Origin of the sequence: Arthrobacter pityocampae, assembly GCF_002927275.1 — a bacterium.
In the GTDB taxonomy this organism is placed as follows: domain Bacteria; phylum Actinomycetota; class Actinomycetes; order Actinomycetales; family Micrococcaceae; genus Arthrobacter_D; species Arthrobacter_D pityocampae.
The window spans coordinates 359,022-383,797 of sequence record NZ_PRKW01000001.1 but is presented as its reverse complement, the minus strand read 5'-3'; the positions used below and the strand labels follow the sequence as shown (position 1 = coordinate 383,797).

Genomic DNA, 24,776 nt, shown 5'->3' with positions numbered 1-24,776 from the left:
AACGCATGAGACTGCACCACCTCGAGATCCAGGCCTTCGGCCCCTTCGCCGACCGGCAGGCCGTCGATTTCGACGCCCTCTCGGCGCAGGGTCTGTTCCTCCTCAACGGCCCCACGGGCGCCGGCAAGTCGAGCGTGCTCGACGCCGTGTGCTTCGCCCTGTACGGCTCCGTGCCGGGGGCGCGCCAGGCGGCGAAGAGGCTGCGGAGCGACCACGCGGCCGAGTCCCTCGCCCCGGAGGTATCCCTCGAGTTCTCCGTCGCCGATCGGCGCTTCCGGGTGGTCCGGTCACCGGCCTGGGAGCGGCCGGCGCGCCGCGGGGGCGGCACGACCACCGAACAGGCACACACCCTGCTCAGCGAGCGGATCGGCAGCGACTGGGTCCAGAAGTCCGCGCGGAACGACGAAGCCGGGCTCGAGCTGCAGTCCCTGCTCGGCATGGACAAGGAACAGTTCACGAAGGTGGTGATGCTGCCGCAGGGCGAGTTCGCGGCCTTCCTCAGGGCGGACGCCAAACCGCGCCGGGAACTGCTGCAGCGGCTCTTCTCGACCGCCCGCTTCGAGGACCTCGAGAAGCTGTTCGCCGACGAGCACCAGCGGACCGCGCGCCGGCTGGCGGAGCAGGAGGACCGGCAGCGTCACCTGTTCCTCCGCGCCGTCGACGAAGCCGGACGCCACGACCTCGCCCCGGTGGACGTCGGCGCCGATCCGGAGGCACCGGACGCCTGGGCGGCCACCCTGCAGGCACTGTCGGGGGCCCTCACCGAACGCCGCGACGCGGCGACCCTCGACGCCACGGAGCTCGCTGGGCAGAGCGCGCTCGCCGACACCGCGCTGGCCACGCTCAGGCAGCGGCGGAACCGCTTCGCGGCGCTGGCGCAACTCCGGGCGCACCGCGCCGAGCACGAGGCCCGGGCGGAGGAGATCGCGGACCTGAGGGAGCAGGCGCGGCGCCACGACGAGGCCCGCGGGCTCGCAGCCCACCTCCGGCTCGACGACGAGGCGGCCTCCCTGCTCGGGCAGGCGCGCGCGCGGCACGCTGACGCACTGGACCGCCTCCGGCACAACAGCGCGGCCGACGAGTACCTCGAACCGGGGGACGCGGCGGACAGTACCGCCCTGACGGACGCCTGCGCGGCGTCCTCCTCCGTCCTGGCCGTCCTGCGGGCAGCACTGCCCGACGAGCAGCGGCTGCTCGACGTCCGCGCGGAGCGGGAAGCCCTCGAGTCGATGATCCGCCGGCTCGATGCAGGGCTCGACGACGCCCACGACACCATCACCCGGCTGCAGCGCCAGCGGGCCGACGACGCCGGGACGCTCGTTCCCCTGAGGGAGGCCGCCGACGGCCTCGCCCATCTCCGCTCCGACCTCGCCGCCGTGGTGGCCGCCGAGGAGACAGTGAGGCAGTACGGCGCCGCGACGCAGCGCCTGGCAGCAGCCGACGCCCGCTACGCGCTCGCCTCGGAGCAGTTCCTGGCACTCAAGGAGGAGTGGCTGGCCAAGCTGCAGCTCCGGCTCGAACAGGCGGCCCAGGAACTCGCCGAACAGCTGGAGGACGGGCACGCGTGCCCTGTGTGCGGCAGTACCGAGCATCCGGCACCGGTGCCGTCCCCGGAGGGCGAGCGGATCAGCCTCGACGAGGAACAGGAGGCGCGCCGCCTGCAGGCCGAGGCGGAGGCCGTGCAGCAGGAGGCGCGCGAGGTGCGCGACCGCGGACGGCTCGAGGTGGCACAGCTGGCCGCCCGCGGCGGCGGGACGGCCCCGGAGGACGCCGCGGCGGCCACCCGGACCGCGCGCTCCACGCTGCAGGCCGCCGAGGCCGCCGATGCCGAGTGCACCGCCGTCGAAGAGCGGATACGCCGCGCGGTCGCGGAGGAGGACACCGCGACCGAGAAGCGGGACACGCTGCGGGAGGAGCGCGCCGCCGCCGGGAGCAGGCAGTCGTCCCTGACCGACCAGGACGCCGAGCTGTCCCGGCGGCTCGCAGGACTGCAGGCGGACGCGCCGTCGCTCGCCGCGCGGATCGACGCCGTGCAGCACGCCCACGACGACCTCGACCGCGTCCGGAAGAGCCTCGAAGCGCTGGCGGGGGCGGAGGGTGTGCAGCAGGAGAACGCGCGACGCCTCGAGGACGCGCTCCGGGGGACACCGTTCGACACGGCGGACGAGGCCCGCAGCGCCCTCCTGCCGGAGGACCGCGCCGCGGGCCTCGCGGTCACGTTGAAGGAGTACGAGCAGCGCGGGCACCGCCTCGACGCCGCGGAGGACGACGACGCCGTCCGGGAGACCCTCCGCGAGGAGCAGGAGGGGATCCTCGCGCCGACCGACGACGACGAGCACGCCGCCGCAGCCACGGCTGAGGACCTGCGCGGGCGGGCGCACCGGGCGGGCATCGGCGTCGAGGTGCTCGGGCACTCGGTCGTGCAGCTGGAATCCTATGCCCGGCAGCTCGCCGACCTCGAGCAGGACATCGCCCCGCTGCGCGAGGAGGCCCAGCTTGCCGCGGCCGTGGCCGAGACCGCGCGCGGCGGCGGGGAGAACCTCTACAAGATGTCCCTCGCCACCTACGTGCTCGCCTCACGCCTCGAACAGGTGGCGGACGCCGCGACCGAGCGTCTGCTGCAAATGTCCGACGGCCGGTACCAGCTGGTGCACAGCGACGCCACGGCCGGCAACCGGCGGTCGGGGCTCGGCCTGAACGTGATCGACGGCTGGACGGGCAACCGGCGCGACACCTCGACGCTCTCGGGAGGGGAGTCCTTCATGGCCTCCCTCGCCCTCGCGCTCGGACTGGCCGACGTGGTGCAGCAGGAGGCGGGCGGCCTCGACATCGAGACCCTGTTCGTGGACGAGGGGTTCGGCTCCCTCGACGACCAGGCCCTCGAGCAGGTCATGGATGCGCTGGAGGGGCTGCGGAGCGGCGGACGCGTGGTGGGGCTGGTCAGTCACGTGCCGGAACTGAAGCAGCGGGTGAGCGCGCAACTGCAGGTCGTGAAGGGCCGGCAGGGCTCGGTCCTCCGCTATGTGGAGCAGCCCGCCAGCGTGTAAACTCGGTCCGTTACCGGGTCGGGCACATCGGGAGGAGGGACGATGCGCGTTCGATGCACCCGGGAAAGCGCATGTACACCTCTGATCCTTCGGCCACGCCGGACGCTTCGCCGTCCTCCGCCACCCCCTCGACCTCCCAGCCAGCCCCGAAACGGTCCCGCCTGGGCAAGTTCGGGGTCCTCCCGCAGCTCGCCGGCACCTCCTTCCTCGTGCTCGGCCTCTTCGCCCGCCTCCCCCTGGCGATGCTCACCGTCGGAGCCCTGACGCTCGTCACGACGGCGAGCGGCTCGTACGCCGCCGGAGGCTTCTCCGCAGGCGCCGTCGGCCTCGGGTCCGCGCTCGGAGCCCCCCTGCTCGGGTTCCTCGCCGACAAGCGCGGCCAGCGCATCGTCCTGCTCGTCTCGGCCCTGCTCAACACCGCGGCGATCGCGGCCCTCCTGATCGTCACGCTGACCAGTGCGACCTTCACCGGGGGAGCGCTGGCCCTCGTGCTCGCAGCGGCCTTCGCCGTCGGGTTCACCTGCCCCCAGATCGGCCCGCTCGCCCGGGTCCGCTGGATGGCCATGACCCGGCGGAGCCCGCGCTCCGCCCTCGACACCGCCCTGTCCTACGAAGGGACGGCGGACGAGCTGACGTTCGTCCTCGGGCCGGCCCTCGTCGGCCTGCTCGCGAGCCTGATCGCCCCCTGGCTCCCCCTCGCGCTGGCCGCGGCGCTCACCCTCACGCTCGTCAGTGCCTTCGCCGTCCACCGGACCGTCCTCTACAGCGATCGGGGGACCTCCGCCCCCCGCAGCCTCGCCGACGGGAACACGGAATCGATCCCGGCCGGGAAGACTGCCGGCCCGACGTCGATCGCGGAGCATGCGACCGAGGACCACGCGCCCGGGGCCCGGTTCGCCCTGGTCCTCCTGCCGGTCGCGGGTATGGTCGCGGTGGGTACGTTCTTCGGGTCCACCCAGACCTTCCTGACCGCCTTCTCGGGCCAGTTCGGTGCCGCCGAGTCCTCGGGCCTGCTCTACGCGGTGATGGGTCTCACCTCGGCCGTCGCGGCGCTGTCCGTCGCCTACTGGCCGCAGCGCTTCCGCCACACCCACCGATGGATCGCCTCGGCCGCCGCGATGGCCGTGGCCGCAGCCGCGCTGGCCCTGCCCGCCACGATCGGCGCGATGCTCGTCGCACTGCTGTTCCTCGGTGTCTTCGTCGGGCCCACCATGGTCACCATCTTCTCCATCGGCTCCGCCGTCGCCCCGGCGCACCGCCTGGGCACGGTGATGACGCTCCTCGCCAGCGGCATCGTCGCCGGCACGGCCATCGGGTCCGGACTGGCCGGGTTGCTCGCCGAAGGCGGGGGAGCGGCCGCCGCCGTCGTGGTCCCGGCGGCAGCCGCCGCCGTCCTGCTCGTGCTCGGCGCGGTGTCCGCCGTCGCGCTGCGGGACGTCAGCCGGGCGTGACGGGCACGCCCCGATCATCAGCAGGCTGACAACCACTCCGCGTCCCGCATAGGATCGACGGACACCCACATCCAGGAGGACCCATGAGTACCGAAGGCACAGGGCGCGACGACGCCGACGATTCCGAGGGCGCCGGCCCCGAGGGCACCATCCCGGCCAGCAGTGACGGCGTGGCCGCCGGCTCCACGGACGAGCCGAACAGCTTCGAACCCGAGGAAGAGGCAGGCGACGGGCGCTAGCCGCTCCGACGACCGCTGGAACTGCGCCCCCGCCGGACGACCCCGTCGGGGGCGCAGTCCTGTCCGGGGACTGTCGGCGGTCCAGGGAGCGGTCCGGGTCGCGGTCTGGGGAGCGGTCTGTAGAACGGCCCGGGGAGCGGCCCGGGTGGTCCCGGATCAGTGGATGCTGGGAGCGCGGGAGGGCGGAGCCGGGATGTGGACGCTCCCCGTGAAGACACCGCCGGTGAGGAGGTCGCCGGCCTCCGTCCCGCCGATCGCCCCCGGCGGGGCAGGGAGGATCCCGGAGTCGACGACGCCGGCGCGGAACGGGGCATCGTCATGGCTGCGGAGCCGCAGGGCGACCTCGTGCGCGTCCGGCCGGAGCAGGGGATCCCTCGCGGTCATCTGCCGCAGGAGCCGGACCCAGTCCGGTCCCAGGGAGTCGGGCACGTCCGGATCGCGCAGGAGCCGGGCCAGCGCGGCCTCGACCACCGGGCCGGGAAAGGACTTCTCGCCGAGCAGGCACTCGAGCAGGACCAGGCCCAGGGAGTAGATGTCGCTCCGCCGGTCGAGGGGATCGCCCTTCGCCTGCTCGGGGCTGAGATAGTTCGCCGTGCCGATCGTCGCACCGACGGCCGTCGCCGAGGCGGCCTCCACCACGCGCGCGATCCCGAAATCGGTCAGCTTGGGGTACAGGCGCGTGCCGTGGTCGCTGCTGTAGAACAGGAGGATGTTCGCCGGCTTCACGTCCCTGTGGATGACGCCCTCGGAGTGGATGTACGCCAGCGCGTCGGCCATGTCGGCCCCGAGCTGCGCGACGACGTCGGCGGGCAGCGCGCCGCGCTGCAGCAGGTGACTGAGGTCCTCGCCGTCCACGAACTCCATCACCAGGTACCCTGCGGTGCGGCCCTCCTGGTCCTTGTGCATCCCCGCATCGTGGACGGTCACCAGGCCCGGATGGTTAAGGGTGGTCAGCAGGATCGTCTCAATGTGCTGGCGGCGGTAGGCGTCGTCGTCGGAGGTGGTGGCGTTGAAGATCTTCACGGCGACGTCGCGGTGGAGCCTGCAGTCGTGGGCCCGGTACACGGACGCCGTGCCGCCGACCCCCAGCAGGTCCGTGGTCCGGTAGCGGTCCGCGAGGAGAACAGTCACGCGCGTCCTCCCCCTACCGCTGATGGCCGTCGCCCAGCAGGCCCCGAAGTCTGCCGATTGAGCGCCAGTATAGTGCCGCCGATCCGCGGAATACCGGGCCGGAGGTCCCTTTATCGAACCTTGATCATCGGCGGGTCAGGCCAGGAAGGCCTGGGCCGCGTCCTTGAACGGCCGGGAGGTGATGGCGTTGGAATGATTCCTGCCGGGCAGCGTCGCGATGCGGGCATCGGGCGCCCACTCCTGGAGATCGGTGATGCCCTCGGCGTACTCGTCCTCGTCTCCGGCGACCAGGAGCAGGGGCATCTTCGGGACGGCCTGCTGCGGGTCGAACGGCTCCGTCTTGATGGCGGAGACCATCGCGAGCAGCGCGGGTAGGTCGTTGTGCGGGCCGGCCTGGGCCATGCGCAGGAGGTCCGCCGTCGTCGGGTCCTGCGAGGCGGGCCCGCCGGCGAGGAAGAGCTCCGCCCCTTCGAGGTCGAACATGGCGAGCGGATCGGCGGTGCCGGGACCCCCGAGCACCATCCTGCGGACCAGTTCGGGCTGGGTGGCGCCGAACTCCCAGGCCAGTCGCGAGCCGAGGGAGTAGCCGACGACGTCGACGCCGGAGCCCGGTACGTCGCTGCGCAGGGGGAGCACCCGCGCGTCGAACAGGGCCTGGAGGATGTCCGCGCGCATGCGGCTCGGGGCGTAGGACCCCGCGTCCTCCGGAGCCGCGCTGTCGCCGTGAGCGGGGAGGTCCACCATGATGACGTTCCGACCGGCCTCGTTCAGGAAACGGACCCAGCCGGTCTCCACCCAGTTCTGCCGGGACGACGACCCGAAGCCGTGCAGCAGCAGGATCGGCGGCAGGTCCAGGGGTGAGTCCGCGTCGCTGCGGGTGAGGGACAGGCGGGGGTCGACGCCTTCGACGACGTGCACGGCATGGTGGTCCATGCCTCCCATCGTAGGGGCGTGGCACCGTTCGGGCCGACCGGACACCATCTGCGGGCGCGACCGGGTCGCAAGTCCCCTGGAGGAATCGCCCGCCATGAGTTATAGTCATCATGACCCTAACGGCCGGGGATTCTCCGGCAGACGAAAGGACCGGGATGTACAACTCGGCCAACGTCGCGGAACGGCAGTCCCAGGCACCGTCCCTCGCCATCTCGACCGTGATCTTCGCGCTCCGCACGGACCCCTCCTCGGGCGCGTCCGAGATCTGGCTGCCGCTCGTCCGGCGGATCCGGCAGCCGCACCTGGGCAAGTGGGCGTTGCCCGGCGGGCCGCTCGGCGCCCGGGAGTCGCTGCAGGACGCCGCCGCACGGAACCTGCGGGAGACGACGGCCCTCGACCCCACCTACCTCGAACAGCTCTACGCGTTCGGCGGGCTGGACCGGTCCGCCACCCAGCGGCTCGTGTCCATCGTCTACTGGGCCCTCGTCCGTCCGGACCAGGCGGATCTGGCCCGCGACTCGGAGAATGTCCGGTGGTTCCGCGCCTCCGAGGCGGTGGGCCTGGCCTTCGACCATGACGAGATCGTCGCCTACGCCCTCGAGCGGTTGCGTGGCAAGGTCACCTACGGGTCCGTCGCCTACCACTTCCTCGGCGACCGCTTCACCCTCGCGCAACTGCGGGGCGTCTACGAGGCCGTGCTCGGCAAGCACCTCGATCCGGCCAACTTCCGGCGCCAGCTCCGATCGGCGCAGGACATCGCGGCGACGGACGAGGTCCTGCAGGGCGGACGGAACCGGCCGCCGCGCCTCTACCGCTACACGGGCCCGTGACCCTCCCGTTCACAGACCCCGTTCACAGACTCCATACCCAGACTCCATTCCCCGACGCCGGACGCCGTGCCGGCCCCACCCCCAGGGAGAATCCCATGTCCGTCACCACCGCCATCCAGCTGATCACCCGCGGCGAGGCCGCGGCCAGCGCAGACATCGAGGCTGCCGGGGCCACCGGGACCTGCTCGCCGGACCTCGCCCGGGACCCGTGGGCCTTCGACGCCCTTCCCCTGCCCGACTACGGCCCCGGAGCGTCGATGCACGACACCGCCCCGGCCGCGACCCCCCGGCAGGGGGAGCTGCCGGAGGAGTACAGGGCGGCTTCCGCCGAGGAACTCGACGGACGCATCCGTGCCGCGAAGGAGACCCTCGGCGAGTCCGTCGTCATCCTCGGCCACTTCTACCAGCGCGACGAGGTGGTGCAGTACGCCGACTTCGTGGGCGACAGCTACCAGCTCGCCCGCGCCGCCACGGAACGCACGGCGGCCGAGGCGATCGTCTTCTGTGGAGTGCACTTCATGGCGGAGACGGCGGACATGCTCTCGACGCCGCAGCAGGCCGTGATCCTGCCCAACCTCGCCGCCGGCTGCTCGATGGCGGACATGGCGGACGTCGACTCCGTCGCGGAGTGCTGGGACCAGCTCACCGCGCTCTTCGGCTCCGAACCGGACGCCGGAGGCCGCCAGCCCGTGATCCCCGTGACGTACATGAACTCCTCGGCGGCCCTGAAGGGTTTCTGCGGGGAGAACGGCGGGATCGTGTGCACCTCCTCGAACGCCGCGGCCGTGCTCGAGTGGGCGTTCGAGCGGGGCCAGCGGGTCCTGTTCTTCCCGGATCAGCACCTCGGGCGCAACACCGCCAAGGCCCTGGGTGTGCCGCTGGAGCAGATGCCCCTGTGGAACCCGCGCAAGCCCTGGGGCGGCACGGACGAGCAGACCCTCCGGGACTCCCGCGTGATCCTCTGGCACGGCTTCTGCTCGGTGCACCGGCGCTTCACGGTGGCGCAGATCGAGAAGGCCCGCGCCGAGTATCCCGGTGTGCGCGTGATCGTGCACCCCGAGTGCCCCATGCCCGTGGTGGACGCCGCCGACGAGGCGGGGTCGACCGACTACATCCGCAAGGCGATCGACGCCGCAGCACCCGGCAGCACCTTCGCCGTCGGCACCGAGATCAACATGGTGAACCGCCTCGCCGCCCAGTACCCGCAGCACACCATTTTCTGCCTCGACCCGGTCATCTGCCCGTGCTCCACGATGTACCGGATCCACCCGGGCTACCTCGCCTGGGTGCTCGAGGGGCTCGTGGAGGGCCGGGTGCTCAACCGCATCACGGTGCCCGACGCCGTCGCCGAGCCCGCCCGGGTGGCGCTGAACCGGATGCTCGGGGTCCGGCCATGACGGGGGAGTCGCTGCAGCGCGTCGTCGTCGTGGGCTCGGGCGTCGCCGGCCTGCAGACCGCGCTGGTGCTGCGCCGGCTCGCGCCGCGCTGCGCCGTGGTCCTCACCACGAAGACGTCGCTCGCCGAGAGCAATACCCGGTGGGCGCAGGGAGGAATCGCCGCCGTCGTGCCCGACGCCGCGGCCGGCGTGGAGGCAGCCACGGACGGTCCGCGCGATTCCGTCGACGCCCACATCGCCGACACGCTCGCCGCGGGTGCCGGACTGTCGGATCCCGAGGCCGCCGCCGTGCTCTGCGGGGAGGCGGCACAGGGCATCGCCGCCCTCCAGGCCGCCGGCGTCGTCTTCGACACCTCACCTGCGGACCCGGGCGTGCCGGCCCGGGGCCGCGAGGCCGCGCACTCGGCCGCGCGGGTCCTGCACCTCGGCGGCGACGCCACGGGGGCCGGGCTCGTCGCGGCGCTCACCGCCGCGGTCCGCCGCGACCCCGGTATCGAGGTCCTCGAGGACACTCTCGTGACGCGCGTCCTGCTCGACGGCGACGGCCCGGCCCTCGGCGGCGACGGCCCGGCCCTTGGGGTCAGGCGGCGCGCCACGGGCGTCGAGGTGCTCTCCGGCGGCGTGGCGCGGGACCTCCCGGCGGACGCCGTCGTCCTCGCGACGGGCGGGGCCGGCCAGCTGTTCGAGTCCACGACCAACCCCCGGATCGCCACCGGCGACGGCGTCGCGCTGGCCTGGCGTGCCGGTGCCGCGGTGGCGGATCTCGAGTTCTTCCAGTTCCACCCCACCTCCCTCGACGTCCCCGGTAACCCGCTCATCTCGGAGGCCGTCCGCGGCGAGGGGGCCCGCCTCATCGACGCCGACGGCCACCCGTTCATGGCCGGCTACCACCCGGACGGGGACCTCGCGCCGCGGGACGTCGTCTCCCGCAGCATCGCGCAGCACCTTGCGGGCGGCCGTACCGGTCGTGCCGCGGGCGACGGCGATCGCGGCGGCCCCGGCGCACAGGACGGGCGCCGGCGTCCGGCCGTGTACCTGGACGCGACGGGCCTCGGCCGCGACTTCCTGGCCCGGCGCTTCCCCACCCTCACGGCCCTGACCGCCAGGCATGGCCTCGACTGGTCCTCCACCCCCGTCCCGGTGGTGCCGGCCGCCCACTACTGGATGGGCGGGGTGCGGACCGACACCGCGGGGCGGACCTCCGTCCCCGGACTCCTCGCGGTCGGGGAGGTGGCCCGGACCGGCGTGCACGGCGCCAATCGGCTCGCCTCCAACAGCCTGCTCGAGGGCGTGGTGTTCGGTGCCCGCTGCGCGGAGGCGCTCGCCGCCGGCGGGGGAGAGGCGCCGTCGTTCGACGTCGACCACCTCGACCTCGAGGCGGAGGAGACGGGCACGCAGTCGTTCACCCGCGCCGACCTGCAGTCCGTTCTGTCCGACCACGCGGGTGTGCTGCGCACCGGCGCCGGACTGGAACTCGCCCGCAAGCACCTCGCCTCCTACCGCCCGGACACGGACGCCGACCCCGAACTCGCGAATCTGCTGCTGTGCGCCCGCCTGCTCGTCCACGCGGCGTCCCGCCGCACCGCGTCGGTCGGCGCACACCAGCGCCTGGACCAGCCCGACTCCCCGCCGCAGGCTCCCGCGCCGAGCCGGTCCTACGCACGAACCCCCGAAGGAACACGCCCATGACCACGACCATCACTCCTCCCGCCCCGACCACCGTCGCACCGGCGCGGCCGCCCCAGCACCTGATCGACGCCGTCGTGGCCGCAGCTCTCACCGAGGACGCCCCGTGGGGGGACCTCACCTGTCAGGCCCTGATCCACCCGGACCAGCAGGCGACAGCGACCATCACGGCCCGCGAACCGGGTGTCCTCTGCGGGACGGCCGCCGTCGAGGCCGCGATGCGCCTCACGGACCCCCGGATCAGCGTCACGTTCCCGCGCGCCGACGGCACCGCCTTCGCGGCGGGTGACACCCTCGCGGCGATCACCGGACCGGCCGCCGGCATCCTCACCGCCGAACGGACCGCCCTCAACATCGTGCAGCGGCTCAGCGGCATCGCGACCCTGACCCGCGCCTTCGTGGACGCCGCAGCGGGCACCCGGGCGCGCATCACCGACACCCGCAAGACGACGCCGGGGCTCCGGGTGCTGGAGCGCTGGGCCGTCCGCTGCGGGGGAGGCTCCAACCACCGCTCCGGCCTGTCCGACGCCGTGATGGTCAAGGACAACCACCTGGCGCTCCTCGACGTCGACGGCCCGGAGGCCCTCACCGAGGCCCTCCGGTCCGCGCGGTCGAGGCTCCCGCACACCGTGCACCTGGAGGTCGAGGTGGACCGGCTGGACCAGCTCGAGCCCGTCCTCGCCGCCGGGGTGGACACCGTCATGCTCGACAACTTCACCCTGACCGACCTCGCGGAGGGTGTGCGCCGGATCGCCGGCCGTGCGCTCGTCGAAGCCAGCGGCACTGTCCGCCTGGACACGGTGGGTGCGATCGCGGCCACCGGCGTCGACATCATCTCCGCAGGAGCGCTCACCCACAGCGTCCGCTCCCTCGACCTCGGCCTGGACTTCGCCGTTCCCGAGCAGGCGATCCCCGACCCGGGAGGGCGGCCATGATCTACCTCGACGCCGCTGCCACCGCACCGTCCCGCCGCGAGGTCCTCGAGGAGATGTGGCCCCTGCTGACCTCGACGTTCGGCAATCCGTCCAGCCACCACACCGTCGGGGAGGCCGCGGCGGCGGACTACGCCCGCGCCCGCTCCCGCATCGCTGCGCTGCTCGGCTGCCGGCCGGGCGAACTGATCTTCACCTCGGGCGGCACGGAGGCGGACAACCTCGCGCTCAAGGGCATGGCGCTCGCAGCCCCCCGGGGCCGGCACATCGTCACCAGCGCGATCGAGCACCCGGCCGTGCTGGAGGTCCTGGCCTACCTGCAGGAGTTCCACGGCTTCCGGATCACGGTGCTGCCCGTCTCCGGCAGCGGCCGGGTGGCGCCGTCGGACCTCGCTGCGGCGCTCGAGGACACGACGACGCTGTGCACCGTGATGTACGCGAACAACGAGGTGGGGACCGTCCAGGACATCCCCGCCCTCGCGGAGCTCTGCCGGCGCGCCGGCGTGCCCTTCCACACCGACGCCGTGCAGGCGGCCGGGTGGCTCCCCCTGGACGTGGACCGCCTCGGCGTCACGGCGCTCAGCATCTCGGGGCACAAGCTCGGCACGCCGAAGGGCATCGGCCTGCTGTACCTCCGCTCCGGGACGCCCTGCGAACCGGTGCTCCACGGCGGCGGCCAGGAACGCGGGCGCCGCTCGGGGACGGAGAACGTGGCCGGTGCCGTCGGGCTCGCCCGCGCACTGGAACTCGCCCAGGCGGCCCTGCCCGGGGCCGCAGGACGGTCCGCGGCGGCCCGCGACGCCCTGACCGGCCACGTGCTCGCCGGCGTGCCCGGGGCGCTGCTCACGGGCGACGCCGTGCACCGGCTCCCGAACCTCGCCTCCTTCTGCTTCCCCGGCGTCAGCGGGGAGGCGATCCTCCTCGAACTCGAGCGTCGCGGCGTCGTCTGCTCGAGCGGGTCCGCGTGCGCGGCCGGCTCCTCCGAGCCGTCCGCGGTGCTGCTGGCGCTCGGCCTGGACGACGCGACGGCACAGAGCGCCGTACGGCTCTCCTGGACCCAGGACACCCCGTCCGCCGACCTCGAGACGGCGGCCCACGCCGTCGTCGCCGCCGTGGAGGCCGTCCGGTCCCTCGGCGCGGCACCCGCCGGCAGCTACGCCCGCGCCTAGAATGACGGCACCGAGTTCCCCGCAGAGAGGACGCCATGGACCACCGACCGTCCGGAGGGCCGGGCCGACGGCACCAGCCCCAGGCCCTCGCCGCTGCCGCGCTCGTCCTGACGCTCATCACCGCGTGCACGGCACCCTGGGCCGACGGCGGAGCACCGGCTCCGTCTGCCGCGAGCGCGACGGCCGGGCCCGCCGAGCCCGCGCGCACACCGCTGCGCGAGGCCCGCGAGGGCTGGAAGGTCTTCACCGATCAGGGGCGCCGGCTGAGCTTCGAGCTGCCGGAGAAGTGGGTGGTGCAGCTGATCGAGCCGGGGCCCGGGGTCTACGCCCCCGAGTCGCTGCACTACGCGGTCCGCACCACGGAGGGCGTGACCATCGCCGAACTGCACACCGGCATCGAGACGCCGGAAGCTCCGTGCCCGGACGCGAACCTCACCCCCTACCACGTCATCAGCAGTGAACCGCTCGAACTCACGGACGAGGCGCCGGCGAGCGCGGAGTTCGAGCCGCGCGTCGTGATCCGGATCATCGCCGGCTTCCGCTTCTTCGGCTCCTACGGCATCACGGACCGGCTGGGCGGCGCGGACGGCTTCGCCTGCACGCTCTCCAACACCGTCGACGCCGGTGACCCACTCGGCCGGGTCAGCTTCGGGGAGGTCGAGGTCCTGGCCCCCAAGACGCCCGAGAACACCGGGCCGCAGAACGTCACGTTCGGGACGATCGGGGAAGCGCAGAAGCACTACGACACCCCGGGCTATGCAACCATCCGCGAGATGCTCGGTTCCCTCCGGATCGCCCCCGGCGCCGCGGGCTGATCACCCCCGGGGCCCCTCCGGAGGCCGGGGCCCGCCGGAGCCCGCGGGCTGCAGGGCCGCGAAGTCCACACCCGTGAGCTCGGTGCTGCGGTTCCAGAGGCGCACCGCGATGTCACGGTCCAGGACGCGCGGCACCGGCGCGACGAGGCGGGGTGCGCCGCGGGTCTCGCCGACGCCGGACGGACCGTAGTAGTCCCCGCCCTGGACGTCGTCCGCGGTGGCCGCGTAGAGCGTGGGCAGCGCGCCGTCGGCCGCGGATTGGCCCATCAGCGCCATGAAGCCGGCGAGCACATCGAGCAGTGCCGGCATCTTCATCCCGGCCGTCAGGTTCGTGGTGGCCCCGCCCGGGTGCGCCGCCACCGACGTGAGGTCCCAGCCCGCGGCCCGGGCACGGCGGTCGAGTTCGACCATGAAGTAGAGGTTCGCGATCTTGCTCTGCCCGTACGCGGCCCACCGGCGGTAGCGGCGCTCGGACTGCAGGTCGTCGAAGTCGATCCGTCCCCGCTTGTGGGCGAGGCTCGAGAGGGTGACCACGCGGGACGACCCGGCCTCGCGGAGGTTCTCCAGCAGCAGGCCCGTCAGGGCGAAGTGCCCCAGGTGGTTGGTGCCGAACTGCAGTTCGAAACCGTCCGCCGTCGTCGAGCGCGGCGTGGCCATCACCCCGGCATTGTTGACGAGCAGGTGCACGGGACCGCTGAGGCCTGCCGCGAACTCGCGGATGGACTGCTGACTGGCGAGATCGAGGAGGCGCAGCTCCACGCGGTCGCTGCCCGTGAGCGAGCGGACCCGCTGCTCGGCGTCCCGCCCGCGGTCCTCGCTCCGGCAGGCCAGGATCACCTCGGCGCCCTTCCTCGCGAGCCCTACGGCCGTCTCGAGGCCCAGCCCGCTGTTGGCCCCGGTGATGACCGCGCGCCTGCCCGTGAGATCGCCGATCGCGTCCGCCGTGAAATCGTTCATGCTGGTCCTGACCCTTCGTGTGTGGTGCCCAGCCGGGCGTTGATCTTGTCCGTGAGGGCCTTCAGCTGATCCATCTCCCCGGGGTCCAGGACGGGCGCGAGGACCTCCCGGATGCGCTGCACGTGGCCCGCGCCGATCCGCCGTTGGAGCGCACGGCCCTCCTCGGTCAGCGCCAGCTCGACGCCGCGGTGGTCGCTGGCCGCCGGCCGCCTGCGCACGAGGTGCCTGGCCTCGAGCCGGTCCACCATGCGGCTGAGGCTGGGCTGGCTGATCAGGAGGTAGTGGTTGAGCTCGTTGAGCCGCGTCCAGCCGGTGGGGCACCGGCTGAGGTTGAACAGGACGTCGTACTCACGGATGGGCAGGTCCTTGAACGCCGGGTCCTGCCGGATGCGCTGCATGATGCCGACCTGCGCCCGGAAGAGCGATTCCCAGGTCTCCGACGCCTGGCGGACGGAGGCGGTCGGGTGTGAGACACCAGCCGCGCCGTCGGACGCTTCGCCGGCAGGTTCGACGGCGGAACCGACGGCGGGGTGCGGGGCGTCAGTCATGGTGCTTTCGGGCCTCCTGCCGGGCGGCCGGCAACTAGATACGGACGCATCGAGTGTACGCCGTCCTTCTGCCGGTCACGCGGCGGCTGCAGCCTCCCGGCGCAGCGCCCGCTGTTCACGGCGGCCCTCGACGAGCCGGTACAGGACCGGGACCAGCACCAGGGTCAGGGCGGTGGAGGACACCAGTCCGCCGATCACCACGATGGCGAGGGGCTGCGAGATGAAGCCGCCCTTCCCCGTGAGGCCGAGCGCCAGCGGCGTCAGGGCGAAGATGGTGGCCAGCGCGGTCATGAGGATCGGCCGCAGGCGCTGGCGGGCGCCCTCCCGGATGGCATCGGCGACCGGCAGTCCCGGCGCGCCGTCGTGGGGGAGGCGGTACTGGTTGATGAGGTCGATCAGCACGATCGCGTTGGTGACCACGATGCCCACGAGCATCAGCATGCCGATGAGGGAGGGCAGCCCGAGGGGCGTCCCGGTGATCAGCAGCAGGGCGATGGCGCCGGTGGCCGCGAACGGGATGGAGACGAGCAGGATCAGGGGCTGGAGGAGGCTCTTGAACGTCGCGACCATGATGACGTACACGATGGCGACCGCCGCCCACAGGGCGAGGAACAGCTGGTCGAACGATTCCGCCTGCTGGCTGGAGGCGCCGCCGACGGTGGCGGTGGCGCCGGGCGGCAGCTCGATGCCGGCGAGGCGCTCGTTCACTGCTCCGGTCAGGGTGCCGAGGTCGTCGTCGGACGGTGTGATCGAGACCCGGGCCGTGCGTTCGCCGTTGGAGCTCGTGACCGACAGCGGCACCTGGACCTCCTCGACGGAGGCGACCTCGGTCAGGGGGACGGGTCCCGTCGCCGTGGGGACCTGCAGGTCCCGGAGCTGGTCGATGCTCGTGATCGTGGTGCCCTCGCCGATCAGGACGGGGAAGTCGTCCGCCTCGAAGCGGACCGAACCGGCCGGGACGGGGCTGATGCTGCCGCCGAGGAGGCCCGCGATCTGACCTTCGCTCAGACCCGCCTCCACGGCCGCCGTGCGGTCCACGTCGATCTGGACCTGCGGCTGGGCCGCCGCGAGGTTGCTCGTGATCTCACCCGCGCCGTCGAGCCCCTGCAGCCCCTCGAACACCGCGCTGTCCGCGGCCTCGAGATCCGCCGCGACGGGCGCCGTGATGTCGATGTCGATGGTGCTCGAGGTGCCGAAGCCGCCCTGCTGGCTGGACAGGGAGATGGTGCCCGCGTCCTCGAGGCCCTCGAGGTCCTGGCGCACGGACTCCTGCAGGGCCTCCTGGTCGGCGTCCTCGTCGGTGATGACGGTGAAAGTCGCCACCGAGGCGCCGCCGGAGAACTGGGCGGCGAACGCGCCCTCGGGGTTGCCGACCGTCAGCTGCACGTCGCGGATCTGCGGGGTGTCCATCAGGATCTCCTCCGTCCGGGCGGCGGTCTCCGCCGTCGTCGCCAGGCTCGTGCCCGAGGCGAGGCTCTGCGTGATGGAAAAGCTGTTCTGGCCCGAGGAGCCGAGCAGGTTGGTCGGCAGGAACGGGACCATCGCGGCCGTGGCGCCCAGGACGAGGGCGCCGCTGACGAGGGTGATGACGGGGTGGCGCTGCGTGCCGGTGAGGATCGGGAGGTAGCCGCGCTGGAGGAGGGACGGGCGGTCGGACCCCGCCCGGGAGGCGGTGGAACCGGCGGAACCGGCGGACATGGAACGGGCGGGAATGGAACCGGTGGCGGTTGAATCGATGGACGCGAGCGCCGGCGGCGTGCGCTTCAGGAACCAGTAGGCGAGCACCGGGACGATGGTCAGGGACACCCCGAGGGAGGCCAGCAGGGCGATCCCGGTGGTGATCGCGAAGGGGCGGAAGAGCTCGCCGGCGAGGCCGCCGACGAAGCCGATGGGCGCGAACACGGCCACGGTGGTCAGCGTCGAGGCGGTGATGGCGCCGGCCACCTCCCGGACCGCGGTGAGGATGGCCTCCCGCTTCTCCTCCCCGTACCCGAGGTGCCGCTTGATGTTCTCGATGACGACGATGGAGTCGTCCACCACGCGCCCGACGGCGATCGTCAGGGCGCCGAGGGTCAGCAGGTTCAGGGAGTACCCCGCGACGTACAGACCGATGAACGTGATGAGCAGCGACAGCGGGATCGAGATCGCGGTGACGAGGGTGGAGCGGACGGAGAGGAGGAAGACGAGGATGATCAGCACGGCGAAGCCGAGGCCCAGCAGCCCCTCGGTGGTGAGGTCGTCGATGCTGCGCTCGATGAACGGCGCCTGGTCGAAGACCACGGTGATGTCCGCGGCGTTGCCCAGTTCGGTCTCGAGCTCGGGGACGAGGGCCACGATCTGCTGCGAGATCTCAACGGTGTCGCCGTCGGGGACCTTCGTCACCGTCAGCGCGAGGGTCTCGGTGCCGTTGGTGCGCGCGACGGAGGTGGGCTCGTCGTCGGCCAGGCTGACATCGGCCAGGTCGCCGATGGTGCTGACCGGGCCGGGGGAGGGGTCCTCGGAGGAGGGGAGCACCGGCAGCGTCTCGATGTCCTCGAGGGATCCGATGCGACTGCCCGCCTGGATGGTCAGCGACCGCGGATCGTCCTCGAGGCTGCCGACCGGGAACAGTGCGCCGTTGTCCTCGAGGGTGCTGCTGATGTCGCCGACCGTCAGGCCCGCGTCGGCGAGGGCTCCCTCGCGCGGGAGGATCGCGACGTGCTGCGTGGACCCGCCGGAGACGTCGGCGGTGCGGACGCCGTCGATCTTCTGCAGGCGGGGGACGGTCAGCCGGGCCAGGTCACCGTTCAGTTCGCTGAGCGACTGGTCGGAGGAGACCGCCATGAACACGATGGGCAGGTCACTGATGCTGCCCGCGAGCGCCTGCGGCTCGACGTCGTCCGGCAGGGTGGGGCGCACCGTGGAGATGGCGCGGTCCACCTGCGCCCGGGCCCGGTCGAGGTTCGTGCCGTACACGAAGACGAGGCTGACGGTGGAGACGCTCGAGCGGGAGGTGGACGACGACGACTCCAGGCCCTCCACGCCGCTCAGCGCCGCCTCCAGCGGTTCGCTGACCTGCTGGTCGAGGTACTCCGGGGAGGCTCCGGGCAGCGTCGAGATCACCGTGATCTGCGGGAACTCGAGGGAGGGGATGAGCTCCTGCTTCAGGGAGCCGAGGGTGATGACACCGAAGACCGAGGCGAGGATGGTGATGAGCGCGATGAGCGCCCTGTTGCCGAGGGAGAAGTGGGCCAGACGGAACAAGAAACCTGCCTTTGATGCTGACGGTCGACCGGCTGGTTCCGTCGGATGTTATGCGAGCTTGAGGACCCGGTCGGTCATCGACTGCACCTCGGCGGCCAGGGCGGCGTCCTTGTTGAGCTTGACGCCGTACCCGGGAAGCATCTGCTTGAGCTTCGGCTCCCAGCCGGACATTCTGGCCGGGAAGCACCGCTCGAGCAGCTCCACCATGATCGGGGCCGCCGTGGACGCTCCGGGGGAGGCGCCGAGCAGCGCTCCCACCGAGCCGTCCGACGACGTGATGACCTCGGTGCCGAACTGCAGCACGCCGCCCTTGCCCGGAGCCTTCTTGATGACCTGTACACGCTGGCCGGCGGAGATCAGTTCCCAGCTGCCGCCCTCGGCGGTCGGCAGGAAGTCGGTGAGGGCGTCGTTCTTGGCGTCGCGGTTCTTGAGGACCTCGGTGATGAGGTACTTCGTCAGGGACATGTTGTCCTTGGCGACCGCGAGCATCGGGACGAGGTTCGAGGGGCGGATGGACGTCGGCAGGTCCAGGTAGGAGCCGCTCTTGAGGAACTTGGTGGAGAACCCGGCGTAGGGGCCGAACAGCAGGGAGCGCTCTCCCTGGACGAACCGCGTGTCCAGGTGGGGGACGGACATCGGCGGGGCGCCGACGGACGCCTGGCCGTAGACCTTGGCGTTGTGCTGCCCCACGAGGTCCGGGTCGGTGCAGCGCAGGAACTGGCCGGAGACCGGGAAGCCCGCGAAGCCGCGGCCCTCGGGGATGCCGCTGCGCTGCAGCAGGTGCAGGGCGCCGCCGCCGGCGCCGATGAAGACGAACTTCGAGGTGACGGTGCTGGTCTCGCCGGTCGCCTTGTTCCTGACCTTGACGTCCCAGCGGCCGTCGGTCGCCCGGGCGACGTCGAGGACGTCGAAGCCGTAGTGCAGGTCGACGCCGGTCCCTTCGAGGTAGGTGGTGAGCTGGCGGGTGAGGGCGCCGAAGTCGACGTCGGTGCCGCCCTCGACGCGCGAGGCGGCGACGGGCTGGGAGGGGTTGCGGCCCCGCATGACGAGCGGGGTCCACCCGGCGATGGTGTCGTGGTCCTCGCTGTGCTCCATGGTGCTGAACAGCGGCTGCGGGCTCAGTGCCTCGTAGCGACGGCGCAGGTACTCGGCGTTGGCCTGGCCCCAGACGAAGCTCATGTGGGGCACCGGGTTGATGAAGGTGCGCGGATCGCCGATGAGCCCCTCGGAGACCATGTGCGACCAGAACTGGCGGGAGACCTGGAACTGCTCGTTGATGGCGACGGCCTTGGCCGGATCGACGGAGCCGTCCTTCCCTGCGGGCGAGTAGTTCAGCTCGCACAGGGCCGAGTGGCCGGTGCCGGCGTTGTTCCAGGGGTCGGAGCTCTCGAGGCCCGCGACGTCCAACCGCTCGAACAGGGAGATGTCCCAGTCGGGCTGCAGCTGCCGGAGGAACGCCCCGAGGGTGGCGCTCATGATCCCGCCGCCGATCAGGACGACGTCGGTGGTCTTGGCGGGCGTGCCCTGATGGGATGTGGTCAACGGAGTCTCCAGTCGCGAGGTCACTAGGAGACAAACACTAGCGGCTGGTGGTGACCTAACTTAAATCGTCCTGGGGTCGCGATCATCGCGTCCGGTCGCTCAGTCCGACGGCGTCGGCAGGGGCTCGACGTCGGCGAGGTCGATGCGGTTGAAGACCTCGTTCATGACAGGACTCACGGGGTAGGTGGTCACGCGCGGGCTCATCGCCAGCGCGGAGATCGGGAAGGCCAGCGGGACGGCAGGGATCCTGTCGGAGATCTGCGCGCTGATGTCCGCGTAGGCCTCGGTGCGGTCCTCGCCCGGGGGCAGTCCCCGCGCCCGGTTGACCTTGCTGAACAGCTGCGGGTCGTCGTAGGCGAACTCCTCCGAGTACGTGCCGAAGAGGGCGCCCACGAAGTTGTCCGGGTCCTGGTAGCTGCCGCTCCACCCGAGCAGGTGGAAGGCCCGGTCCCCGGACTGCTGGACCGCCTCCACATAGCTGTCGTTCCAGTCCACGGGCACCGGCTTGATGTTGAAGCCGGCCTCGGTGAGCTGGCGGCTCAGCTCGGCGTAGGCCTTCTCGGGGGCCGGCAGGTAGGGCCGGGAGACGTTGCGCGGGTAGTAGAAGGGCAGCTCGCGTCCGTCGTACCCGGAGCGCTCGAGGAGGTCCTTGGCGAGGGAGACGTCGTAGCCGTAGTCCTCGACCGTCTCGTTGCCCACACCGAGCTTCTCCGGGATGAACTGGCGCGCCGGCTTGGTCCCGTTGAGGAAGCGGCCGTCGACGAGGGCGTCCTTGTCGATGGCATGGGCGACGGCCTCGCGGAACAGGGGATCGTCGACACCGGGGAAGCCCTGGTTCATGCCGAGGTAGAGCACGGAGTAGGGGTCGCGCTGCAGGAACTGCAGTCCGTTGCGTGCAAGGTCGACGGCGCTGTCCACGGACACGAAGTCGTAGCCGTCGATCCGCCCCGCGGTCAGGGCGCGCGCCCGGGAATCGGGGTTGGTGATGGTGGTGAACACCACACGCTCCACTTCCCCGCGCTCACCCCAGTACCCGTCGAAGGAGGCGAGCTCCACGTCCCCTTCCCCCCAGGAGACGAAGCGGAACGGGCCGGTCCCGACGGGCGCCTGGCCGTACCGGGAGATGCCCGAGCCGTCCCGGGACTCGGTGAGGTCGTCCGCGGCGCCGGCCTCGAGCGCGGCGGGGGAGGACATCGCGAACGCGGGCGTGGCGAGTGCGGGGATCAGTCCGGTGATCCGGGAGGTGAGCTGCAGGTCCACGGTGTACGCCGAAGTCGCCGTGCAGCCCTTGTAGAGGCTCACCTCGGGGGTGTCGGAGTAGCCCTTGAACACGTTCTCGAAGGGCAGCCTGCTCGCCGCGGCCCGCGCCGTCTCGGGGAATGTGTACCAGCGGTCGAAGTTGGCGCACACGGCGTCGGCGTCGAACGGTTCGCCGTCGTGGAATACGACGTCCTCCCGCAGCGTGAACTCGTAGGACCGCCCGTCGTCCCCCTCGTCCCAGGATTCGGCCAGCAGCGGCGTCGGCTCGGAGGTCAACGGGTCCACGCCCACGAGTCCCTGCAGGATCTGCTGGCTCACGCGGAAGGACTCGGTGTCGTTCGCGAGCGCCGGGTCGAGGGTGCGGGGATGCGCGGCCGTCCCGAAGGTGAAGGTGGCGGCTTCCGACGCGGGGGGCGCCGTCGTCGTCGCGGGCTGGGGCGGCGGGACCTGGCCGGCCGTGCAGGAGGCGAGGGACACCGCGGCGGCGACGGCGACGGCCAGCCCGGCGACGCGGATTCCACCGTGGGTCGCCCGTCCGTGGCTGGTGCGGCGCGCGGCAGGGTTGTTCACTGGCGTCGGTCTCCGAAGGGCAGGGGGCCGGGACAAGATGGTCCGGTGTCTGGAATGCCCAAGTGTAGGCGATGGTCCTGTCCGCTCCGCCCAGGAACCGCGCGGAGCGGACACACGGACAGGCCCTCTCACCCGCGAGGGATGAGAGGGCCTGTCCGTGATCCCCGGGACACGTTAGAGGAGTGAACCGGGGAGGTCGGGAGGTCCTAGCCGGCCGGGGGCGTCAGGACGGTGTCGACCAGGTAGACGACGGCGTTGGCGGTCTGGACGCCGCCGCAGATGACCTTGGCGTCGTTGACCATGAGGTCGTCGCCCGAACCGGTCACCTCGAGGTCGGCGGTCTGGACCGTGGTCTGCGTGGTGCCCTCGAGCTCGGAGGGCTGGATCTTGCCCGGCACCACGTGGTAGGTCAGGATGCTGTTGAGGCCCTCGGTGTCCGTCTTCAGACCCTCGACGGTCTCGGCGGGCAGTGCGGCGAAGGCGTCGTCGACCGGCGCGAAGACGGTGAACTCGCCGCCGTTGAGGGTGTCGACGAGGTCGACGTCGGGGTTGATGCCACCGGAGACAGCGGCGGTCAGCTGCTTCAGGATGGGGTTGGCCGCAGCGGCGTCCGCCACGGGGAGGAGGGACATGCCCTCGACCGAACCGTCACCCTCGGGGACCTGCTCGGCGTAGCCTTCGCAGCCGGGGCCGACGAGGTTCGCTGCGGGGTCCATCATCGCGTCGGCAGAGGGGCTCATGCTCGCCTCCATCGAGGGGGACTCGCTGGCCATGCTGGTCTCCTCGGCCATGCTGCTCGGGGTGGCCTCGGATCCTGCGTCGGAGCCACCACCGCATGCCGCGAGACCGAACATCGAGACTGCCGCGATACCCATGATGGACAGGTTCCTGCGCTTGGTGATCTGCATGAATTTCCTCCAAAGTGACGACCCCGGTGGATACCCGGGTCAGTGACTGTCGTGTGAAGCACATCGTGTCGATGTCTCGGAGGTACTTCGGGCGTGGTCGGCAGGTGGATGGGTCGGATGTTCAAGGAGAGTCCCCTGTGACCAGCCTGTGACCTGCGGTGATAGGCGCGGAAGCACCGTCGGTCAGACGAAAGCCCCATCGGGCGGACTGCCCGACGGGGCTTCACCGGGCCGCCCGGAGCGGCCCGCCTGGTGCTGCTGATGGTGCGCAAGAGGGGACTTGAACCCCCACGTCCGAAGACACTGGAACCTAAATCCAGCGCGTCTGCCAATTCCGCCACTCGCGCCCGGGATGCCGCTCACGCGGAGGGCATTCCTTCCCCTTCACTGTAGCGCCAATGGGCCGGCGGCCCCGGGCGCGGGAAGGGTTCCTACGCGTCGATCCCCAGGTCGCGGCGCAGCTTCGCCACATGACCGGTGGCGCGCACGTTGTACTGTGCCAGCGCGACGGTGCCGTCCGGGTCCACCACCACGGTGGAGCGGATCAGGCCCTCGTAGGTCTTCCCGTAGTTCTTCTTCTCGCCCCACGCCCCGTACGCCTCCGCGACGGCGTGGTCCTCGTCCGAGAGGAGGGGGAAGGTGAGCGACTCCTTCTCGGCGAAGGCGGCCAGTTTGCCCACAGGGTCCGGAGAGATGCCCAGCACGGTGTACCCGGCGGCGGCGAGCGAGGCCAGATTGTCACGGAAGTCGCAGGCCTCGGTGGTGCAGCCGGGGGTGGCGGCGGCCGGGTAGAAATACACGACCACGCTGCCGCCCCGGAGGGAGGACAGCGTGACGTCCTCACCCGCGGCGTTCCTGAGCGTGAAATCGGGGGCAGGGGCACCCGTGGGCAGTCGTTCCGACATGCGTCCTCCTGGGGATCGATGGGCGTCGGCAGCGTGGAACGCGCCGGAGGGCAGGTGACCGGATGCCGACGTGGAGAGAGCGGGCAGCTGGCCTAGCTATCATAGGGGGATGATCCGACGCCGACGGCGGCCGCCGGTCTCGCAAGCGAGAGGAAGTGCACGGTTCTATGCCCGATCTGGAGCAATGGCCCACCGGTCGACTGCTGACGACAGCCGCGCGTCTGGTCGAGCACGCATGGAATGAGCGACTGGTCGACATCGGGGTGACCCACGCCGGGGTGATCGCCCTCGGCGTCCTCGCGAACGAGGGGGCCATGACGCAGGCGAGCCTCGCCCAGATCGTACGGGTGCAGGCCCAGACGATGGGCAAGACGCTGTCCAGGCTCGAGTCCAGGGGGCATGTGACGCGCGTGCGGAACGACCTCGACCGGCGCTCCCACATGGTCTCGATCTCGCCCGCCGGACAACAGGTCCTCGAGGCGTCCGAGGACATCGAGCGCACCCTCGTGGCCGGCGGGGGCCTGGTCTCCGAGGAGCTGCGTGACCATCTCAAGACCGTCATCCGCGAACTCGGGGCGCCGCGCTGGAACTACACGGCGGCAGGAGCGGCCTCGGGCGAGGGCGCTGCCGCCGACGGCTCCGACACGGGGCCGGCCGCCACCGTGTCCAGCTGACCCGGCGGCCGTCCGGTCCAGCTCCCGGCACCTGCTCGTGAAGCGCAGGGTCACGGACCGAGGGCGGGGCCGATGGCTCCCGTCAGGCACGGGCGGAGATCTGCTGTACCGCCCAGCCGTTGCCGTCCGGGTCGCTGAAGAACACGAAACCGACGTTGTCGAGTGCTGTCCCGCCCCGCTGCACCGCCTCCGGATCACGTCCCACGGACCGGATGTCGCCGACCTCGACGCCGCGCTCCACGAGCTCCGCGTGCGCCCGCACCAGATCCGGGACGACCAGTTGCAGCCCCTGGACGGATCCCGGAGGCATCGGCGGCACGACTCCCTCGCCGATCACGATGGAGCAACCGGAGCCGGGCGGCGTGAGCTGGACAAACCGGTTGCCGGGGCTCACGGTGGTGTCGTGGTCGACCACGAAACCCAGCTGATCGGCGTAGAAGGCCTTGGCGCGGTCGATGTCCGCCACCGGCACGACCACGACCTCCAGCGTCCAATGCATGGCTGACTCCTCGATCCGTTCGCTTCAGGGACAGTGCAGTG

At 71.8% G+C, this 24,776-nt stretch carries 20 protein-coding genes and 1 tRNA gene; 10 read left to right on the top strand and 11 right to left on the bottom strand.

Features of this window, described 5'->3' with window-relative positions:
• Positions 1 to 5 precede the first annotated feature (5 nt).
• The 3 genes from C4K88_RS01855 to C4K88_RS17295 all read left to right on the top strand — a co-directional run bounded on the left by C4K88_RS01855 (position 6) and on the right by C4K88_RS17295 (position 4,737).
• On the top strand, positions 6 to 3,047 hold the full coding sequence (locus C4K88_RS01855) for an AAA family ATPase (protein ID WP_104119923.1): 3,042 nt from the start codon (positions 6 to 8) through the stop codon (positions 3,045 to 3,047).
• 71 nt (positions 3,048 to 3,118) lie between these two features.
• Positions 3,119 to 4,498 (top strand): MFS transporter, encoded by a 1,380-nt coding sequence (locus C4K88_RS01850; RefSeq protein ID WP_104119922.1) that lies wholly within the window; start codon positions 3,119 to 3,121, stop codon positions 4,496 to 4,498.
• A gap of 83 nt (positions 4,499 to 4,581) precedes the next feature.
• Entirely contained in the window at positions 4,582 to 4,737 is a 156-nt protein-coding gene (locus tag C4K88_RS17295) for a hypothetical protein (RefSeq protein WP_167398948.1), read from the top strand.
• Between the two features lie 156 nt (positions 4,738 to 4,893).
• On the opposite strand, the gene C4K88_RS01840 is transcribed toward C4K88_RS17295, so the two are convergent.
• A complete protein-coding gene (locus C4K88_RS01840; protein ID WP_104119920.1) occupies positions 4,894 to 5,868 on the bottom strand; it encodes a serine/threonine-protein kinase in 975 nt (324 codons plus the stop codon).
• Between the two features lie 135 nt (positions 5,869 to 6,003).
• Positions 6,004 to 6,801 (bottom strand): alpha/beta fold hydrolase, encoded by a 798-nt coding sequence (locus C4K88_RS01835; protein WP_104119919.1) that lies wholly within the window; start codon positions 6,799 to 6,801, stop codon positions 6,004 to 6,006.
• Positions 6,802 to 6,956: 155 nt separating this feature from the next.
• Between C4K88_RS01835 and C4K88_RS01830 the strand changes: the two genes are divergently transcribed.
• The 6 genes from C4K88_RS01830 to C4K88_RS01805 all read left to right on the top strand — a co-directional run bounded on the left by C4K88_RS01830 (position 6,957) and on the right by C4K88_RS01805 (position 13,629).
• Positions 6,957 to 7,631 carry an NUDIX hydrolase gene (locus C4K88_RS01830; RefSeq protein ID WP_104119918.1) on the top strand — a complete coding sequence of 225 codons (675 nt, stop codon included), beginning with the start codon at positions 6,957 to 6,959 and terminating at the stop codon, positions 7,629 to 7,631.
• Positions 7,632 to 7,726: 95 nt separating this feature from the next.
• Complete coding sequence (gene nadA, locus C4K88_RS01825) at positions 7,727 to 9,028, top strand: quinolinate synthase NadA (RefSeq protein ID WP_104119917.1); 1,302 nt, start codon at positions 7,727 to 7,729, stop codon at positions 9,026 to 9,028.
• Entirely contained in the window at positions 9,025 to 10,716 is a 1,692-nt protein-coding gene (gene nadB, locus C4K88_RS01820) for an L-aspartate oxidase (protein WP_104119916.1), read from the top strand. The genes nadA and nadB overlap by 4 nt, the downstream gene beginning before the upstream one ends.
• Entirely contained in the window at positions 10,713 to 11,648 is a 936-nt protein-coding gene (gene nadC / locus C4K88_RS01815) for a carboxylating nicotinate-nucleotide diphosphorylase (RefSeq protein WP_104119915.1), read from the top strand. Before nadB ends, nadC begins: the two co-directional genes overlap by 4 nt.
• Positions 11,645 to 12,814 (top strand): cysteine desulfurase family protein, encoded by a 1,170-nt coding sequence (locus C4K88_RS01810; RefSeq protein WP_104119914.1) that lies wholly within the window; start codon positions 11,645 to 11,647, stop codon positions 12,812 to 12,814. The genes nadC and C4K88_RS01810 overlap by 4 nt, the downstream gene beginning before the upstream one ends.
• Positions 12,815 to 12,849: 35 nt before the next feature.
• Entirely contained in the window at positions 12,850 to 13,629 is a 780-nt protein-coding gene (locus tag C4K88_RS01805; protein ID WP_104119913.1) for a hypothetical protein, read from the top strand.
• Here the strand turns inward: C4K88_RS01805 and C4K88_RS01800 are convergent, their stop codons facing one another.
• The 8 genes from C4K88_RS01800 to bcp form a co-directional block, all read right to left on the bottom strand.
• Positions 13,630 to 14,586 (bottom strand): oxidoreductase, encoded by a 957-nt coding sequence (locus tag C4K88_RS01800; protein WP_104119912.1) that lies wholly within the window; start codon positions 14,584 to 14,586, stop codon positions 13,630 to 13,632.
• Complete coding sequence (locus tag C4K88_RS01795; protein ID WP_104119911.1) at positions 14,583 to 15,134, bottom strand: MarR family winged helix-turn-helix transcriptional regulator; 552 nt, start codon at positions 15,132 to 15,134, stop codon at positions 14,583 to 14,585. The genes C4K88_RS01800 and C4K88_RS01795 overlap by 4 nt, the downstream gene beginning before the upstream one ends.
• A gap of 75 nt (positions 15,135 to 15,209) precedes the next feature.
• Positions 15,210 to 18,377, bottom strand: coding sequence for an efflux RND transporter permease subunit (locus C4K88_RS01790; protein WP_104119910.1), 3,168 nt, complete (start codon positions 18,375 to 18,377; stop codon positions 15,210 to 15,212).
• Between the two features lie 48 nt (positions 18,378 to 18,425).
• A complete protein-coding gene (locus C4K88_RS01785) occupies positions 18,426 to 19,919 on the bottom strand; it encodes a malate:quinone oxidoreductase (RefSeq protein WP_104119909.1) in 1,494 nt (497 codons plus the stop codon).
• A gap of 99 nt (positions 19,920 to 20,018) precedes the next feature.
• Positions 20,019 to 21,749 carry an ABC transporter substrate-binding protein gene (locus C4K88_RS01780; RefSeq protein WP_241521654.1) on the bottom strand — a complete coding sequence of 577 codons (1,731 nt, stop codon included), beginning with the start codon at positions 21,747 to 21,749 and terminating at the stop codon, positions 20,019 to 20,021.
• Between the two features lie 206 nt (positions 21,750 to 21,955).
• Positions 21,956 to 22,657, bottom strand: a complete 702-nt coding sequence (locus tag C4K88_RS01775; protein ID WP_104119908.1) for a fasciclin domain-containing protein — start codon at positions 22,655 to 22,657, stop codon at positions 21,956 to 21,958.
• 262 nt (positions 22,658 to 22,919) lie between these two features.
• Positions 22,920 to 23,004: transfer RNA gene (locus tag C4K88_RS01770), tRNA-Leu, on the bottom strand.
• Positions 23,005 to 23,088: 84 nt separating this feature from the next.
• Positions 23,089 to 23,562 carry a thioredoxin-dependent thiol peroxidase gene (gene bcp, locus C4K88_RS01765; RefSeq protein WP_104119907.1) on the bottom strand — a complete coding sequence of 158 codons (474 nt, stop codon included), beginning with the start codon at positions 23,560 to 23,562 and terminating at the stop codon, positions 23,089 to 23,091.
• Positions 23,563 to 23,729: 167 nt separating this feature from the next.
• On the opposite strand from bcp, the gene C4K88_RS01760 reads away from it, so the two are divergent.
• Positions 23,730 to 24,236, top strand: a complete 507-nt coding sequence (locus C4K88_RS01760) for a MarR family winged helix-turn-helix transcriptional regulator (RefSeq protein ID WP_104119906.1) — start codon at positions 23,730 to 23,732, stop codon at positions 24,234 to 24,236.
• 82 nt (positions 24,237 to 24,318) lie between these two features.
• On the opposite strand, the gene C4K88_RS01755 is transcribed toward C4K88_RS01760, so the two are convergent.
• Positions 24,319 to 24,735: a VOC family protein gene (locus tag C4K88_RS01755; protein WP_104119905.1), complete on the bottom strand. Its 417-nt coding sequence runs from the start codon at positions 24,733 to 24,735 to the stop codon at positions 24,319 to 24,321.
• Positions 24,736 to 24,776 lie beyond the last annotated feature (41 nt).

Bases quoted from the DNA above. Each gene is read 5' to 3' on its own strand.
- C4K88_RS01855 (WP_104119923.1), top strand. From the start codon at position 6: ATGAGACTGCACCACCTCGAGATCCAGGCCTTCGGCCCCTTCGCCGAC.
- C4K88_RS01850 (WP_104119922.1), top strand. From the start codon at position 3,119: ATGTACACCTCTGATCCTTCGGCCACGCCGGACGCTTCGCCGTCCTCC.
- C4K88_RS17295 (WP_167398948.1), top strand. From the start codon at position 4,582: ATGAGTACCGAAGGCACAGGGCGCGACGACGCCGACGATTCCGAGGGC.
- C4K88_RS01835 (WP_104119919.1), bottom strand. From the start codon at position 6,801: ATGGACCACCATGCCGTGCACGTCGTCGAAGGCGTCGACCCCCGCCTG.
- C4K88_RS01830 (WP_104119918.1), top strand. From the start codon at position 6,957: ATGTACAACTCGGCCAACGTCGCGGAACGGCAGTCCCAGGCACCGTCC.
- nadA (WP_104119917.1), top strand. From the start codon at position 7,727: ATGTCCGTCACCACCGCCATCCAGCTGATCACCCGCGGCGAGGCCGCG.
- nadB (WP_104119916.1), top strand. From the start codon at position 9,025: ATGACGGGGGAGTCGCTGCAGCGCGTCGTCGTCGTGGGCTCGGGCGTC.
- nadC (WP_104119915.1), top strand. From the start codon at position 10,713: ATGACCACGACCATCACTCCTCCCGCCCCGACCACCGTCGCACCGGCG.
- C4K88_RS01810 (WP_104119914.1), top strand. From the start codon at position 11,645: ATGATCTACCTCGACGCCGCTGCCACCGCACCGTCCCGCCGCGAGGTC.
- C4K88_RS01805 (WP_104119913.1), top strand. From the start codon at position 12,850: ATGGACCACCGACCGTCCGGAGGGCCGGGCCGACGGCACCAGCCCCAG.
- C4K88_RS01800 (WP_104119912.1), bottom strand. From the start codon at position 14,586: ATGAACGATTTCACGGCGGACGCGATCGGCGATCTCACGGGCAGGCGC.
- C4K88_RS01795 (WP_104119911.1), bottom strand. From the start codon at position 15,134: ATGACTGACGCCCCGCACCCCGCCGTCGGTTCCGCCGTCGAACCTGCC.
- C4K88_RS01775 (WP_104119908.1), bottom strand. From the start codon at position 22,657: ATGCAGATCACCAAGCGCAGGAACCTGTCCATCATGGGTATCGCGGCA.
- bcp (WP_104119907.1), bottom strand. From the start codon at position 23,562: ATGTCGGAACGACTGCCCACGGGTGCCCCTGCCCCCGATTTCACGCTC.
- C4K88_RS01760 (WP_104119906.1), top strand. From the start codon at position 23,730: ATGCCCGATCTGGAGCAATGGCCCACCGGTCGACTGCTGACGACAGCC.
- C4K88_RS01755 (WP_104119905.1), bottom strand. From the start codon at position 24,735: ATGCATTGGACGCTGGAGGTCGTGGTCGTGCCGGTGGCGGACATCGAC.